General features: G+C 65.3%; 17 protein-coding genes and 1 tRNA gene. 13 read left to right on the top strand and 5 right to left on the bottom strand.

What is annotated here, in order from left to right; genetic code table 11:
- The first annotated feature begins 94 nt into the window (after positions 1-94).
- The 7 genes from BLQ71_RS14695 to BLQ71_RS14665 all read left to right on the top strand — a co-directional run bounded on the left by BLQ71_RS14695 (position 95) and on the right by BLQ71_RS14665 (position 5,812).
- Positions 95-664 carry a hypothetical protein gene (locus tag BLQ71_RS14695; RefSeq protein WP_074622269.1) on the top strand — a complete coding sequence of 190 codons (570 nt, stop codon included), beginning with the start codon at positions 95-97 and terminating at the stop codon, positions 662-664.
- Positions 661-1,323: an ABC transporter ATP-binding protein gene (locus BLQ71_RS14690; protein WP_074622268.1), complete on the top strand. Its 663-nt coding sequence runs from the start codon at positions 661-663 to the stop codon at positions 1,321-1,323. Before BLQ71_RS14695 ends, BLQ71_RS14690 begins: the two co-directional genes overlap by 4 nt.
- Complete coding sequence (locus tag BLQ71_RS14685) at positions 1,320-2,474, top strand: ABC transporter permease (protein ID WP_074622267.1); 1,155 nt, start codon at positions 1,320-1,322, stop codon at positions 2,472-2,474. Before BLQ71_RS14690 ends, BLQ71_RS14685 begins: the two co-directional genes overlap by 4 nt.
- 37 nt (positions 2,475-2,511) lie before the next feature.
- Complete coding sequence (locus BLQ71_RS14680) at positions 2,512-3,276, top strand: DUF4198 domain-containing protein (protein ID WP_074622266.1); 765 nt, start codon at positions 2,512-2,514, stop codon at positions 3,274-3,276.
- The gene (locus tag BLQ71_RS14675) at positions 3,273-3,608 is read left to right on the top strand and encodes a hypothetical protein (RefSeq protein WP_069207907.1); all 336 of its coding nucleotides are present in this window, start codon (positions 3,273-3,275) and stop codon (positions 3,606-3,608) included. The genes BLQ71_RS14680 and BLQ71_RS14675 overlap by 4 nt, the downstream gene beginning before the upstream one ends.
- Complete coding sequence (locus BLQ71_RS14670) at positions 3,608-4,480, top strand: metal ABC transporter substrate-binding protein (RefSeq protein WP_074622265.1); 873 nt, start codon at positions 3,608-3,610, stop codon at positions 4,478-4,480. The genes BLQ71_RS14675 and BLQ71_RS14670 overlap by 1 nt, the downstream gene beginning before the upstream one ends.
- A gap of 333 nt (positions 4,481-4,813) precedes the next feature.
- Positions 4,814-5,812, top strand: a complete 999-nt coding sequence (locus tag BLQ71_RS14665) for a P1 family peptidase (RefSeq protein WP_074622264.1) — start codon at positions 4,814-4,816, stop codon at positions 5,810-5,812.
- A gap of 39 nt (positions 5,813-5,851) precedes the next feature.
- Here BLQ71_RS14665 and BLQ71_RS14660 read toward each other — a convergent pair whose 3' ends face one another.
- Both BLQ71_RS14660 and BLQ71_RS14655 read right to left on the bottom strand, forming a co-directional pair.
- The gene (locus tag BLQ71_RS14660) at positions 5,852-6,646 is read right to left on the bottom strand and encodes an SseB family protein (protein WP_074622263.1); all 795 of its coding nucleotides are present in this window, start codon (positions 6,644-6,646) and stop codon (positions 5,852-5,854) included.
- Positions 6,643-7,224 carry a uracil-DNA glycosylase family protein gene (locus tag BLQ71_RS14655; RefSeq protein WP_074622262.1) on the bottom strand — a complete coding sequence of 194 codons (582 nt, stop codon included), beginning with the start codon at positions 7,222-7,224 and terminating at the stop codon, positions 6,643-6,645. The genes BLQ71_RS14660 and BLQ71_RS14655 overlap by 4 nt, the downstream gene beginning before the upstream one ends.
- A gap of 260 nt (positions 7,225-7,484) precedes the next feature.
- Between BLQ71_RS14655 and BLQ71_RS14650 the strand changes: the two genes are divergently transcribed.
- The 4 genes from BLQ71_RS14650 (at position 7,485) to BLQ71_RS14635 (ending at position 11,292) form a co-directional block, all read left to right on the top strand.
- Complete coding sequence (locus BLQ71_RS14650) at positions 7,485-7,829, top strand: ArsR/SmtB family transcription factor (protein WP_074622261.1); 345 nt, start codon at positions 7,485-7,487, stop codon at positions 7,827-7,829.
- Positions 7,822-8,847 (top strand): permease, encoded by a 1,026-nt coding sequence (locus BLQ71_RS14645; RefSeq protein ID WP_074622260.1) that lies wholly within the window; start codon positions 7,822-7,824, stop codon positions 8,845-8,847. Before BLQ71_RS14650 ends, BLQ71_RS14645 begins: the two co-directional genes overlap by 8 nt.
- Before the next feature lie 149 nt (positions 8,848-8,996).
- The gene (locus BLQ71_RS14640) at positions 8,997-9,656 is read left to right on the top strand and encodes an ABC transporter ATP-binding protein (RefSeq protein WP_043142558.1); all 660 of its coding nucleotides are present in this window, start codon (positions 8,997-8,999) and stop codon (positions 9,654-9,656) included.
- Positions 9,634-11,292: a KpsE/RkpR family capsule polysaccharide export protein gene (locus tag BLQ71_RS14635; RefSeq protein WP_074622259.1), complete on the top strand. Its 1,659-nt coding sequence runs from the start codon at positions 9,634-9,636 to the stop codon at positions 11,290-11,292. Before BLQ71_RS14640 ends, BLQ71_RS14635 begins: the two co-directional genes overlap by 23 nt.
- A 12-nt stretch (positions 11,293-11,304) precedes the next feature.
- Here the strand turns inward: BLQ71_RS14635 and BLQ71_RS14630 are convergent, their stop codons facing one another.
- Entirely contained in the window at positions 11,305-11,997 is a 693-nt protein-coding gene (locus BLQ71_RS14630) for a nitroreductase family protein (RefSeq protein ID WP_074622258.1), read from the bottom strand.
- Positions 11,998-12,155: 158 nt separating this feature from the next.
- Between BLQ71_RS14630 and BLQ71_RS14625 the strand changes: the two genes are divergently transcribed.
- Positions 12,156-12,245: transfer RNA gene (locus BLQ71_RS14625), tRNA-Ser, on the top strand.
- A 206-nt stretch (positions 12,246-12,451) separates the two neighbouring features.
- Here BLQ71_RS14625 and BLQ71_RS14620 read toward each other — a convergent pair.
- Together BLQ71_RS14620 and BLQ71_RS14615 are read right to left on the bottom strand one after the other, a co-directional pair.
- Entirely contained in the window at positions 12,452-12,850 is a 399-nt protein-coding gene (locus BLQ71_RS14620; RefSeq protein WP_074622257.1) for a hypothetical protein, read from the bottom strand.
- A gap of 83 nt (positions 12,851-12,933) precedes the next feature.
- Complete coding sequence (locus BLQ71_RS14615) at positions 12,934-13,404, bottom strand: hypothetical protein (protein ID WP_074622256.1); 471 nt, start codon at positions 13,402-13,404, stop codon at positions 12,934-12,936.
- 229 nt (positions 13,405-13,633) lie between these two features.
- Here BLQ71_RS14615 and BLQ71_RS14610 point away from each other — a divergent pair.
- Positions 13,634-13,921: IS5/IS1182 family transposase (locus BLQ71_RS14610; RefSeq protein WP_074622255.1), on the top strand; the 288-nt coding region annotated here is incomplete at its 3' end.

The following is a 13,921-nucleotide window of genomic DNA, read 5'->3' as shown; positions in this document are numbered from 1 at the left end:
CCGGATGCAAGACGAACCATCCCGGCCCGCCTTGCACGCAAACCGGTCTGCACTATGCTCTTGGCGACAGTTCGGAAGGCGGTGCAGTCGTATCATGCTCAGAAACATCTTGGCCGCGGCGCTGGCGGCGGCCGGCATCGCGATCGGCGCCTGGAGCTTCATCGCGCCTGACCGGACCGGCCCGGTCTCTGCGGACGGCATGTCCCCGCAGGAATTCTCACGCGAAAGCCCCTTGTTGCTGCCCGGCATCCTCGCCACGATCTACGAGGCTTTCAGTCAAACCGAAGAGGCAGAGATCTACGACCGGCTGGCAAAGGTGGCCACGGGCCCCGCGCTGGAACAGCTCTACCTCGAACGGGTCGGGGCGATGGCCGGGGGCGGCCTGAACCCGGATCAGGAAATCCACGAGGTCTCGCTATTGGGCATGAGCGCGCGCCGAAACGGCGACCTTGTCGACATCACCGCAAGGTGGCGCGTCCTGGGCGTGGTCGGCCATGCCGAACACATGCACATGCGGGGCAATGCCTATGCCGCCGATCTCACGATGGCCGCCGACCAGGGGGCATGGAAAATCACCGGCTTCTCGCTGACAGAGGTCGACCGCAGCGACGCGGGCACGCTGGAACGCAATGCCGACGCACCGCCCGCAGGAGACGGTAGTTGATCGCGGCCCGCGACCTGTCCTTTGCCTATCCCGGCGGAGGCTTTGCCCTCAAGGTGCCCGCGCTGGACGTGGCCCCGTCCGAACGTGTCGGCGTGATCGGCCCCAGCGGCACCGGCAAGACGACCTTGCTGAACCTGGTGGCCGGGATGGTGCGGGCGGATGCCGGCGCGCTGACCGTCGCCGGAAGCGACCTGGCCACGCTGGACGACGCCGCGCGGCGGCGGTTCCGGGCAACGCATGTGGGTTTCATCTTTCAGAACTTCGCGCTGGTCGATTACCTGAACGCCTACGAGAACATCCTCTATCCCTATCGCGTCGGCCTCGGGCTGCGCCTGGATGCGCAGGTCAGGGACCGGGCCCGCGCCCTGGCAGAGGCCTGCGGCATCGCGCATCGCCTGAAAAGCCATCCCGCCGCGCTGTCGGGGGGCGAACAGCAGCGCGTGGCCATCTGCCGGGCGCTGGTCACACGGCCGAAACTGATCCTCGCGGACGAGGCCACCGGCAACCTCGATCCCGAAACCAAGGAAGCCATCCTCGACCTGCTCTTCGACCGGGCCTCTGACATGCAGGCAACCGTGCTTGCGGTGACCCATGACCACGACCTCTTGCCCCGTTTCGACCGGGTAATCGACTTTGCCACCCTGAGACAGCCCGCATGAACGCGCTTTTCCTGGCCTTCGCCCACCTGCGCTGGACATGGGCGCGCAGTCTCCTGCTCGTCGTGGTCGGCGCGCTGATCCTCTCCGTCCCGCTGGTGACACAGGTCCTGTTGCGCGGCTCCGAAGAGGCGCTGACCCGCCGGGCCGAGGTCACGCCGCTGGTGCTGGGCGCACGCGGCAGCCAGCTCGACCTGGTGATGAGTGCGGTCTATTTCTCGCAGGACCGCGCCCAGCCCGTCACCCGCGCCGCCGAGGACGCGGTCTGGGACAGCGGGCTGGCATTGCCGATCCCGCTGCACACCGCCTTCCAGACGAATGGCGCGCGGATCGTGGGCACCTCGCTCGACTATTTCGACTTTCGCGGCCTTCAGGTGGCCGAAGGGCGCCAGATGGCCCTCCTGGGAGAGGCGGTGCTGGGCGCGCAGGTGGCGGACCGGCTGGGCCTCGGCCCCGGCGACACGGTGGTCTCCTCGCCGGAAAACCTCTTCGACCTCGACGGGGTCTACCCGCTGGAACTGAAGATCACCGGCGTGCTGGCGGCCACCGGCACCCCCGATGACGAGGCCGTCTTTACCGACGTCAAGACCACCTGGATCATCGCCGGCATCGGGCACGGCCATGACGACGTGGTGACGCCGGATGACGCGGGCAATGTCACCGCCAATGCCGCCATCACCCAGTTCCAGCGCATCACGCCCGAGAACATCGACAGCTTTCATTTCCACGGCGCGGCGAGTGACTACCCGCTGTCCGCCGTTCTGGTCGCCCCCTATGACACCCGTTCGGGGACGATCCTGCGCGGGCGCTACCTGGACCCGGAGAACCCGCTGCAGATGACCGTCCCGGCAGAGGTGGTCGCGGGGCTGGTCGACCGGATCTTCCGGATCGCGGCGCTCCTGGACGCGGTCACCCTGGTGATCGGGATCGCGGCGCTTGGCGCCATCGGCCTGTCGCTTTTCCTGGCGTGGAGCCTGCGCGCCCCCGAGATCGAAACCGCCCGGCGCCTGGGCGCGGGCCGCTTCATGATCCTGCGATTGGCCTTCGCGGAAATTGCCCTACTGTTGATCCTGTCGGCAGGGCTTGCCACCGGGCTTGTCACGGTCGTCACGATGAACGGCGACAGCCTGGTCGCCTGGATCCTTGCACTTTGAGTAACCATTGCAAATGCCCGTTAACGGAGACACCCCGATGAAGACCCTGATGACCGCCGCGGCCCTTGCCGCCCTCGCCACGACGGCCACGGCCCACTACGGCATGATCATCCCCTCCGACAACATGGTCAGCCAGGAAGACGGGCGCAGCATCGACCTGACGCTCTCCTTCTCGCATCCGTTCGAGGGCATCGGCATGGTGCTGGAACGGCCCGAGGCCTTTACCGTGACGCATGGCGGCAAGACGACCGACCTGCTGGACAGGCTGCAGGACACGCAGGTCATGGACCACGCAGGCTTTGCCGCCGAATACCGGCTGGAACGCCCGGGCACGCATGTCTTTGCCCTGACGCCCAAACCCTACTGGGAACCCGAGGAAGACGCCTTCATCACCCATTTCACCAAGACCTACGTTTCCGCCTACGGCGACGACGAAGGCTGGGACGCGGAACTTGGCCTGAAGACAGAGATCGTGCCCCTGTCCAAGCCCTTTGCCCTGTGGGAAGGCAACCTGTTCCAGGGCATCGTCAAGCTCGACGGCGAACCCGTGCCCTACGCCGAGGTCGAGGTCGAATACTACAACGAGGGCGGCAGCGCCGTCGCGCCCTCGGACCTGATGATCACCCAGACGATCAAGGCCGACGCCGATGGGGTCTTCAGCTACGCCGTGCCGACCGCCGGTTGGTGGGGCTTCGCCGCGCTGAACACCGCCGCAGAGCCGATGCAGCATGACGGCGAGGACAAGGCCCACGAACTGGGCGCGGTGATCTGGGTCCACTTCGAACCCTGGGGCGCGCAATGATCCGCGCCCTTGCCTTTGCCCTGGTTGTCGCCGCCCTTCCCGTGGCGGCGCATGACCTCAGGGTCTTTGCCTCCGTCTCGGGTCAGACCGTCACGGTGGAATCCACCTTCTCGTCCGGTCGGGTTCCGACCGGGGGCACGGTCCGCGTGCTGGATGCCGGGAACGTCCTGCTGATGACGCTGGACATCGGCGCCGAGGGCAAGACACGGTTCCCCCTGCCCGAGGGCACGGCGAAGACCGGCCTGATGATCGAGGTCGAGGTCAACGAGGGCCATTCCGACTACTGGATGCTGACACCGGACGACATCGCCTACGGCCAGGGAACGAACTGATGCTCAAACCTCTTGCCTTCGCGCTGGCCCTCCTGGCCGGCGCCGCCAGCGCGCAGGACCGGCCCGTGGTGGCCACCGTGAACTATCCGCTGGCCTGGATGGCGGAACGCCTGGGCGGCGATGCGGTCGAGGTGCTGTTCCCGGTTCCGGAGGGGCGCGACCCGTCCTTCTGGCGGCCCGGCCTGTCCGACATCGCGGCGATCCAGCAGGCGGACCTGATCGCGCTCAACGGGGCCGGTTTCGCGGCCTGGACGACGCGCGCCTCGCTGCCCCGCTCTCGGCTGGTCGATACCTCCGCCAAACTCTCCGATGCCTTCATCGCGACGCAGTCCGTGACCCACAGCCACGGCGAGGATGGCGCCCATTCGCACACCGGCACCGCCAGCTACACATGGCTCGATTTCGACCTGGCTGCGGGACAGGCCAGGGCGCTGGCAGCGGCCATGCAACGCCGGATGCCCGACCTGAGCGATCAGGTGGCGGAAACGATGCCCGCGCTGCTGGCCGATCTGGACGCCCTCGACACCCAGGCGCGCGAGGCCCTTGCGACGCTGCAAGGCACGACGATCATCGCCACCCATCCCCGCTACCAGTATTTCGCCCGGGCCTACGGGCTCGATATCGCCGCGCTCGAATGGGAGGCAGGCGCCATGCCGGACGAGGCGCAATGGCAGGACCTGAAGGACATGATGGCGGAAACCGGCGCCTCCGTCCTGATCTGGGAGGCGGAACCGCCCCGCGAGGCCCGGGACCGGGCCGCCGAACTGGGGCTTGTCTCCGTCATCTTTGCGCCGCTTGCGACGCGGCCCGCCAGCGGGGATTTTGCCTCTGTCATGCGGGCGCAAATCGCCGGTCTGGCCGGACGGCAATAGCCCTTTCGGCCGCCGCCTTTCGGGCCTTAACCTTTGCCGACGCAACGTCACCTTCCTGACCGGGACCAAAGCGGGAACGGTTTTGTACGTTTTGCGGAAATCGCCGTACGTTTTGTACAAAACGTACGGAGAAAGGCCCCTTGCAGCTCCGTCTACGGCCCTGTCCGGGCCGGGCATGACCACAACATCTTGCGCCATGTTGTGTCATCTGCACCACGTTAACCCCCTCGCCCGCCACTGGCACCGGATCTTCATCCGTTGCGGCCAAGGCCCCTTGCGATTCTCCGGGCGGCCCCGGATGCTGCGGGCAAATCCCTGATCCCAAGGCCCGCCATGCGACCCGGAAACCGAAACCTGATCACCGATGTGCCCGGCCTTCTGGTCGGCAATGCCCAAAACGACAGGCTGAATTCGGGCACCACTGTCCTGACCTCGGACAAACCGCTCACCGCCTCGGTCTCGGTCATGGGCGGGGCGCCCGGAACACGCGAAACCGACCTGCTGGCGCCGGACAAATCGGTCGAGGCCGTGCATGCGCTGGTGCTGTCCGGCGGCAGTGCCTTCGGCCTTGCGGCGGCCCAGGGCGTGATGGATGCATTGCATGAAAAAGGCAAGGGCTTCAGCATCTTCTCGGCCCGAGTGCCAATCGTTCCGGCGGCCATCCTGTTCGACCTCCTGAACGGCGGCGACAAGGCATGGGGCGACAATCCCTATCCCGCGCTGGGGCGGCAGGCGCTGGCCTCGGCCACCGCGGATTTCGCCCTTGGCACCGCCGGCGCGGGCACCGGCGCACAGACCGCACAGCACAAGGGCGGGCTGGGCTCGGCCAGCCTCGTGCTGGACGATGGCATCACCGTTGGCGCGCTGGTCGCCGCCAACCCGATGGGCAGCGTGACCACCCCGTCGGGCCGCCACTTCTGGGCCGCGCCCTTCGAACTCGGGGCGGAGTTCGGCGGCCTGGGCGTGGACCCGTCCCCAGGCATCGCCCTCCCCCCCAGCCGCAAGCTCGGCGCAATGGCCGCCCAGGGCAACACCACGATCGCCATCGTCGCAACCGATGCCGCGCTGACCAAGGCGCAGTGCCACCGCGTCGCGGTTGCGGCCCATGACGGCATCGCGCGGGCAATCCTGCCGGCGCATTCACCGATGGACGGGGACCTTGTCTTTGCCGCCGCGACAGGCGCGCGGGTGCTGGATGACCCCGGCAGGCAGGTGGCCATGATCGGCCATGCAGCCAGCCTGTGCCTGTCCCGCGCCATCGCCCGTGCAATCTGGGAAGCCGAGCCACGTCAAGGGGATACACTGCCGACCTTGCGATCTGAACTGGGGTAAGGCGGCGATGGGTCGCGACGACCCATCCTATGGCGGGGATCAGCGCAGGATCGGCGGCTTGTCCGGATCGGTCCCGGGGGCCAGGCGTTCGACGCGCTCAGGCGCCTGGGGTTCCGGCAGGTCAAAGCGCAACGCGACACGGGCCAGATCGGCGGTCAGGCGGTCGCTGTCCGACAGGAAGGTGACGTCCAGCGCCCCTGCCTCCAATCCCGAGAAGACCAGTGCCTCGTTGATGGCCCCGGCCAGCGCGGCTTCGGCGCCCGCGACGGCACCGGTGATGCCCAACAGATGCCCGCGAGACCCATCGTCATAGATCACCTCGGCCAGGTAGGCCTTGCGCGCCAGCCCGGCACCGATGGCCAGCCGCGCATCCAGCGCCGTCACCAGCGCCTCTGGCACGCGAGGGGCGCGGAACTCGGCCGGGCGCGCCTCGGCCTGTTGCGGGCCGTGGCCCAGCGTTTCCGCCAGCCAGGCCAGCGCTTCGGGGGGCAGCAGGTATTGCGAGGGCGCGACTTCGAGATTCAGGGCCAGTCCGATCCCCTGCCCCGCCAGCATCGAGGCCAGCGCCCGGCCGGACAGCGCAGCATAGGGGACGGCCCGTCCGGCAAATCCGGCCAGCCGTTCCTCGCGGTCGAACCCTAGGACGAAACGCGCGTCGCCCAGTTCGAAGACCTCGGGAGAAATCTCCTGCCCCTGCGGTTCGGCGGTGAGCATCAGGTACAACTCGGTCGTGGCCAGCCGGTCGTAATAGCGCAGGCGCAGGGCATCATCCTCGGGCGCGGCCTCCATCGCCGCATGGGCGCGGTCCAGTTCGGTCAGGGTCTCGTCGCTCATGCCAGCACCTCCGCGACACGGGTCCGCAGGACGGGCAGCAGCTCGGCCTCGAACCAGGGATTGCGTTTCAACCATGCGGTATTGCGCCACGAGGGATGCGGCAAGGGCAGCGCCGCGGGCGAAAAGTCGCGCCAGCGGGTGACGGTCTCTGTCACGCCTGTCTTGACGCCCAGATGCCATTTCTGCGCGTAGCCGCCGACCAGCACGGTCAGTCGGACCTCGGGCAATGCCTCGATGACCTGGCTTCGCCAGGTGCGGGCGCAGATCGGCGGCGGCGGCAGGTCCGATCCCTTGCGATAGCCGGGAAAGCAGAAGGCCATCGGCACGATGGCGACGCGGCTCTCGTCATAGAAGGTCTCGCTGTTCAGCCCCAGCCAGTCGCGCAGGCGGTCTCCGGACGGGTCAGTGAAGGGCAGGCCCGAATGGTGCACTTTCATTCCCGGGGCCTGCCCGGCGATGAGCAGCCGGGCCGAAGGCTGGGCCCGCAGGACGGGGCGCGGCGCATGTTCCGTCTCGGTGGCGGCGAAACGGTCGGCGCAGAGACGGCAGGCGCGAATGTCGGCAAGCAGTTGGTGCATTGCGCAAGTCTAGTCCGCCAGTGCGTCGAGGTCACGCCGGGAGGGGGCGCTGCCCCCTCGGCCTTCGGCCTCACCCCCGGAGGTATTTTCGGCCCAAAGAAACACGACAGGGCGGAAGTTGGGTTGCCTGCCCTGGGCCGGTCTTCCGGCGAGGGGAACGCGCGCTCAAAGCGGGGCATCGCGGGCGTCCCGCCAATTCACTTCGACACTTTTCGAAATAAAGGTTGCCTCCCGGGTTTCATTTCGACAATATTAGAAATATGAAAATGATCGATTCCCAACCTCTGACCGTCGAAAAGGCGGCCTCGAAGTTCGCCGCGCTTGGGTCCGAGCAGCGCCTTCAGGTCCTGCACACGCTGGTGCGGGCCGGCCACGACGGACTCAGCATCGGCGCATTGGGTGAGCGTACCGGGATCACCGGGTCGACCCTCACCCATCACCTGAAAATCCTCTCTGCCGCCGGTCTTGTCACCCAGGCGCGGCAGGGACGGTCCATCATTTGTGCCGCCGCCGATTACTCGGAAGTCGAGGCGCTGTCCGAATACTTGCTGCGCCAGTGCTGCGCAGATGCCTCAATCTGTCACAAGGATATCCAGAATGGCTGACACCTCCACGACGGCAACCCGCCGCCTGCCGCCGGTTCCGAAGGCATGGCTGGCCAGTGCCGTGCTTCTGGCCCTTGTCGCGCTGTTCGACTGGCCGCAGTTCTGGCCGACGGTCACGTTCACCGCAGGGGCCATTGGTCATACCGCTCCGTTCATCCTCTTTGCCGTGCTGGCGGTGGCCTATCTCAAGGCCACCGGGGCCGAAAAACTGCTGGCCAGGGCCTTTGAGGGGCGCGAGGTGCGGATGATCTTCCTGGCCGCGCTGCTGGGGGGCATGGCGCCCTTCTGTTCCTGCGAGGTGATCCCCTTTATCGCCGCCCTGCTGGCCGTGGGCGCGCCCTTGTCGGCGGTCATGGCCTTCTGGCTGGCCTCGCCGCTGATGGACCCGGCCATGTTCCTCATCACCGCGGGCACGCTGGGCTGGGGCTTTGCCGTGGCCAAGACCGTCGCCGCCGTTGGGCTGGGCCTGCTGGGCGGCTTCGGGACCAAGGCCCTGGCCAATAGCCCCGTCTTCCGTGATCCGCTGCGCGAGAAACCGCAGGTGGGCGGCTGCTGCGGCGTCAAGAAACCGTTCAGCGGCAAACCCGTCTGGACCTTTTGGCAAGAGAGTGAGCGCACCGCGACCTTCCGCGACACGGCGCTGGAGAACGCCCTGTTCCTGCTGAAATGGCTGACTCTGGCCTATGTCATCGAGGCGCTGATGATCCACTACATCCCCGCCGACATGATCGCGGGTGTGCTGGGTGGCACCGGGTTCATGCCGGTCCTGCTGGGCGCGCTGGTCGGGGCGCCGGCCTACCTGAATGGCTATGCCGCCGTGCCGCTGGTCGATGCGCTGTTGGCGCAGGGCATGGCACCGGGCGCGGCGATGAGCTTTGTCCTTGCCGGGGGTGTCAGTTGCATCCCCGCCGCCATCGCGGTCTGGGCGTTGGTCAAGCCGCGGGTGTTCATCGCCTATCTTGGCTACGCCCTACTGGGATCGTTGATTGCGGGCATGACCTGGGGCCTCATCGCCTGAGATTCATGATGAATTGTTGACTTGCCGGGCCTCTCCGCGGGGCCCGGTTTGTTTTTGTTTCGCGACAGCGCCATAATGTGAACAAATTATCTACCAACTTGACGCATACACCAATTTACAAGGGAACCGGGTATAGTCAGGGCACCCAGATGTTAGAGTTCGACATGGTCAGCAAGTCCTTTTGGACAGGCGCCCAGCGCAAGGTGATCCTTGACCGGGTTTCCTTTCGTGTCGACCTTGGCGAGTCCCTTGGCATCCTGGCCCCGAACGGCACCGGAAAATCCACCGTCATCAAGATGATGGCTGGGCTGGAAAAACCGGACGAGGGCGAGATCAGGCGCAATTGCCGCGTCTCCTTTCCGCTGGGCTTCATGGGCGGCGTCGTGTCCAAGATCTCGGCCAAGGAAAACGCCCGCTTCATCGCCAAGCTCTATGGACTCGATCCGGATTACGTCGAATCCTTCTGCCGCTGGCTTTGCGACCTGAAGGAATATTTCGACCAGCCCATCGGCACCTACTCCTCTGGCATGCGGGCCCGGTTCACCTTTGCCCTGATGCTGGCGCTGGATTTCGACATGTACCTGATCGACGAGGGCATGCCCAACTCCACCGATGCCGCCTTCAACAAGCGCGCCGGGGACATCCTGGCCGAAAGGCTGCGCACGACGACGATCATCATCGTCAGCCACCAGCCCAAGGTGCTGGAAAAATTCGCCCGAAAGGCGGCTGTCCTGATGGATGGCAAGATGCATATGTTCGACACCCTGGAAGAAGCGAAACGGCTCTATGACTATGAAACCGAAGGCTAAGAAGTTCCGCATTCGGCGTTCACCGGCCGCTGCCGCCCTGTCCGGCGAGGGTGCCGAGACCGAGCGTTCCGACCCGGCAGTGGCGCCGCCCCCAACGCCCCCGGCGGGGCGACCGCAGTTCTCGAACGCCGGGACCGCGTCCAAGGCCCGCAGTGGAGAGGTGGCCTCGCCCCGCCAGGTCGCCGGAGAGACGGATATCGACTCGATCCGCGCCGAAGGGTTGACCGGGCGCCAGCTGCGCATGGCCCGCCGCGTCGCGAACAAGCACGGGCTTGAGGCAACATCGGATTTCGATGCCGTGCGGTTGCTGCGTGAACGCGGGATCGACCCGTTCCAGCGCACCAACATGCTGGAACTGGTTCAGGCCGAACCCGGTGACAAGCCCGCTTCACCGCCGCAATCGAAACCCGAACCCAAGGTGCAACTGCCCCAGACCGTGAAGCTGGAAAAGGCACAGTTGCCCTCGACCGAAACCGTCAGCCCGGCCGAACGACGCGCCGCCGAAATCCTCAAGATCCAGCGCGAACTGGCCGCGCGGCGCCGCAAGAAGATGATGCTGCTGATGGTGCGGCTGGCGGCATTCGTCCTGCTGCCGACCCTTATCGCCGGGTATTATTTCTATGCCGTGGCGACACCGATGTATTCGACCAAGTCGGAATTCCTGATCCTCAAGGCAGAAAGCTCGGGCGGTGCGATGGGATCGCTGTTCTCGGGCACGCAATTTGCCACCAACCAGGATGCCATCGCAGTGCAATCCTACCTGACCTCCAAGGATGCCATGCTGCGCCTGGACCGGGACGAGGGGTTCAAGTCGCATTTCACCCAAGGCTTCATCGACCCGATCCAGCGGCTGGACCCGGAGCCGACAAACGAAGAGGCCTATTCGCTTTACAAGCGTCACGTCCAGATTGGCTATGATCCGACAGAGGGCGTCATCAAGATGGAGGTCATGGCCGCCGACCCACAGATCGCCGCCAATTTCTCCAGCGCGTTGATCGGTTACGCCGAGGAGCGGGTGGACAATCTCTCGCTGCGCAAGCGGTCCAACGCGGTCAAGGACGCCGAGGAAGGCTTGATAGATGCCGAATCCGCCCGCCGCGAAGCGCAGGAAAAGCTGGTCCGCATGCAACAGGAAGGCAATGTCGTCGACCCCGAAGGCCGGATTGCAGCGCTGCGCTCGCAGATCAACACCTACGAGCTGCAGCTGCAGGAAAAACAACTGCAACTGCAGGCCTTGCTGGACAACAGCCGCCCGAACCAGGCCAAGGTCGAAGGCGCGCAGGGCGACATCCGACGGCTTGAGGCTCTGCTGGACCGACTGAACCGCGAAATGACGACGGCGACCACGGGCAAGGATTCCCTGGCCGAGGTGGCGGTACAGATCAAGCTGGCAGAGGCCGATCTTTCGACCCGAGACCTGATGTTGCAGACGGCACTGGAACGCCTGGAACAGGCGCGCCGCGACGCCGACAGCCAGGCCCGCTACCTGACCACATCCGTGGTGCCCGTTCCCTCGGAAGACCCCAGCTATCCCCGCAAGTTCGAGAATACGATGCTGGCCTTCCTGATCTTCGGCGGCATCTACCTGATGATCTCGCTGACCGCCTCGATCCTGCGCGAACAGGTCGCCAGCTAAGACACCTGGCGACTACTCGGCCAGGGTCAGGATCTCGTCCAGCGGTTTCTTGATCTTGGCCACGGCGGGCACTTTGGCGTCCGGCGCGGGGTGGCCCGTGGCGAGGATCATCACCGGCTTTTCGGAATCGGGCCGCCCCAGAAGGTCGTTCAGGAACCGCATCGGGTTGGGTGTATGCGTCAAGGACACCAGCCCGGCATGGTGCAACGCCGCCAGCAGAAAACCGGTGGCGATACCGACGCTTTCGGGAACGTAGTAGTTCTTGAACCGCGTACCATCGTCGAACTGCCCATAACGCTGCGCAAAAACCACGATCAGCCACGGCGCGATCTCAAGATGCGGTTTCTCCGGCCCTGTGCCGATCGGCTCCAGCGCCCGCAACCATTCATCCCCCGCCGCCCCATCATAGAAGCGGCGCTCTTCTTCCTCGGCGGCGGCTCGGATGCGCGATTTGATCCCCGGGCTCGAGATCGCCACGAAATGCCAGGGTTGGTGGTTGGCCCCGGACGGCGCCGTTCCGGCGGCACGAATACAGTCCTCGATGACCTCTTTTGGCACCGAACGGTCAGAGAACTCCCGCACCGAGTGCCGTTGCTTCATCCGGTCGTGAAACTCCGCTGCCGCCCGGACCATCTCCTCATCCGGCATGGAAACCCGGTCGGGCAGATCCACCGCCTCGTATTTCAACTGCTTCCGCGCAAACATCTCTGCCCTCCTTGCCTCTCGTGCCACAGAGTGCGGCGCGCGGCCTTGGAGATGCAAGTCTGACGCAACAGCGCTATCCGCCGTCAAAACCGAGGACAGGAAATCAAGGTCCGAATGCCTCTTGCAGCCGACGCACAGTCCTTGCTAAACGGGTCGACGGAGAGGTGGCCGAGTGGTCGAAGGCGCACGCCTGGAAAGTGTGTAGGCGGGAAACCGTCTCGAGGGTTCGAATCCCTTCCTCTCCGCCATAATCCCATTGTTTTTCAACTGGTTAGCTTGCAAAGCGGCGTTTTGCGCCACAAAATGCGCCACCTTTTGTGCCACATTCCCCCTCAAACTCGCGTGAAAAATTTGCAGGCCAGAGCCAGAGGAACAGCCGATTTCCGTTGAAATCGGCCGTCACGGGGCTGGACGATGTGAGCCTGCCCGGGAATCCGAACAGGCCCGCCATGGCTCACTCGTAGCGCGCCAGAGCCAACAACACGATGCGTCGCGCATGCACCTGGTCCAACACCTGCTCCAAGGCAGCATGGGCACGCATCAGGGCCTCTACGGCCCCCTCCTGCGTCTCCTGATACTCCTCGGGCATGTCCGCAGAGCGGATCTCGTCGGCAAGGAACTCGATGTTCTCATGGAGCTCCGTCTCGGACACATCCTCATGCAGGACGAAGTTGGTCACGACGCTGAAATAGGGCATGGCCGACGCCAGCAACTGGGGCGGCAGCGTCATCAGCTGCTGCGTCGCCGCCCTGAGGATCGGGAAGATCGCTGCGACCTGCGCGATGCCTTTTTCGAGCGGTTCGTCGGAACGGTCGTGGGAGATGCGGAGCTTGGTCGGGGCAATGGTCATCATGGGTTCCTTTGTGATGATGATCTGAGAGATGAGCGGGGCACCGTGTCCGGCCCCCGTTGGGAAGGGCCGGATCGGTTCCGCGGTCAGCGGTTGCTGGGGGTATCGAGGACGGTGAGCTTGGGGCGGCTACGCCATCCTTCGATCAGCGCCTGCCTGACCTTGCATTGCAGATCCTGAAGGCGACGCATCAGGTCCGGCGAGATGCGCCCGACGAAGGGATCGCGCCCTTCTGGGAGGCGGAATCCAGGGTGGTGGGGATGGACCAGCACCCTGCGTGCGCAGATGAAGCGCGTGGCCGAGTTGAGCCCTGCGGCGTCGATATCGTGGCGGCGCGTGACGTGCAGTTCATAGCCAGCATTGGCTCGCGAGCGGCTGGTGGCGCCGTAGGCGAGGTCGATGAACTCGTCGCCGCCGAAAGTGCGACGGTCAAACACGAGGCAGGGGCGGACCTTCGTCTTGGGATCGTCGGTGCCCTCGGCAACCGGGAAGCGGAAAAGAGTGATGTCGCCCGGGGCCAGGGCGGCCACCGAGGTAGAGTTGGTGAGATCGAGCATGCGATCCTCCGTGTCGATGTTGATAAACCGACACGAACCCACCCAATCCGGCAGCGCCGTCTCGCGTCAGGTGCGTGTCACAAAGACACGCGCACCTGATGCGAGATGGCGCCGGGAGGAGGCGTGAACCGCCCTTTAATACAGGCTCGCAGCCAAAGGGTCCCTAGGGTCAGGACCCATTGATTTGGTCTGACTGGCATGATTCACGGTTCGAAAACGAGCGGTGATCATGTCTGATCTTTTCTGGTTGAGCGACGCACAGATGGCGCGTCTGGAGCCTTACTTTCCGAAGTCGCACGGCAAGCCCCGCGTCGACGACCGGCGTGTCTTGAGCGGGATTATCTTCATCAATCGCAACGGTTTGCGGTGGCGCGACGCCCCAAGGGAGTACGGCCCCCACAAGACACTCTACAACCGGTGGAAGCGGTGGAGCGATCGGGGCGTCTTCGCCCGGATCATGGCGGGTCTGGCGGCCGAGCACGGTGAGGAAACGACCGTTATGATCGACGCCACGCAT

Source organism: Antarctobacter albus (assembly GCF_900101505.1).
Taxonomy (GTDB): Bacteria; Pseudomonadota; Alphaproteobacteria; order Rhodobacterales; family Rhodobacteraceae; genus Antarctobacter; species Antarctobacter albus.
This window is presented reverse-complemented; position numbering and strand designations above follow the sequence as displayed.

Coding starts and splice junctions, on each gene's coding strand:
- BLQ71_RS14665 (WP_074622264.1), top strand. CDS start 4,814: ATGCGACCCGGAAACCGAAACCTGATCACCGATGTGCCCGGCCTTCTG.
- BLQ71_RS14635 (WP_074622259.1), top strand. CDS start 9,634: ATGACTATGAAACCGAAGGCTAAGAAGTTCCGCATTCGGCGTTCACCG.
- BLQ71_RS14695 (WP_074622269.1), top strand. CDS start 95: ATGCTCAGAAACATCTTGGCCGCGGCGCTGGCGGCGGCCGGCATCGCG.
- BLQ71_RS14650 (WP_074622261.1), top strand. CDS start 7,485: ATGAAAATGATCGATTCCCAACCTCTGACCGTCGAAAAGGCGGCCTCG.
- BLQ71_RS14655 (WP_074622262.1), bottom strand. CDS start 7,224: ATGCACCAACTGCTTGCCGACATTCGCGCCTGCCGTCTCTGCGCCGAC.
- BLQ71_RS14680 (WP_074622266.1), top strand. CDS start 2,512: ATGAAGACCCTGATGACCGCCGCGGCCCTTGCCGCCCTCGCCACGACG.
- BLQ71_RS14640 (WP_043142558.1), top strand. CDS start 8,997: ATGTTAGAGTTCGACATGGTCAGCAAGTCCTTTTGGACAGGCGCCCAG.
- BLQ71_RS14620 (WP_074622257.1), bottom strand. CDS start 12,850: ATGATGACCATTGCCCCGACCAAGCTCCGCATCTCCCACGACCGTTCC.
- BLQ71_RS14630 (WP_074622258.1), bottom strand. CDS start 11,997: ATGTTTGCGCGGAAGCAGTTGAAATACGAGGCGGTGGATCTGCCCGAC.
- BLQ71_RS14685 (WP_074622267.1), top strand. CDS start 1,320: ATGAACGCGCTTTTCCTGGCCTTCGCCCACCTGCGCTGGACATGGGCG.
- BLQ71_RS14615 (WP_074622256.1), bottom strand. CDS start 13,404: ATGCTCGATCTCACCAACTCTACCTCGGTGGCCGCCCTGGCCCCGGGC.
- BLQ71_RS14675 (WP_069207907.1), top strand. CDS start 3,273: ATGATCCGCGCCCTTGCCTTTGCCCTGGTTGTCGCCGCCCTTCCCGTG.
- BLQ71_RS14645 (WP_074622260.1), top strand. CDS start 7,822: ATGGCTGACACCTCCACGACGGCAACCCGCCGCCTGCCGCCGGTTCCG.
- BLQ71_RS14660 (WP_074622263.1), bottom strand. CDS start 6,646: ATGAGCGACGAGACCCTGACCGAACTGGACCGCGCCCATGCGGCGATG.
- BLQ71_RS14670 (WP_074622265.1), top strand. CDS start 3,608: ATGCTCAAACCTCTTGCCTTCGCGCTGGCCCTCCTGGCCGGCGCCGCC.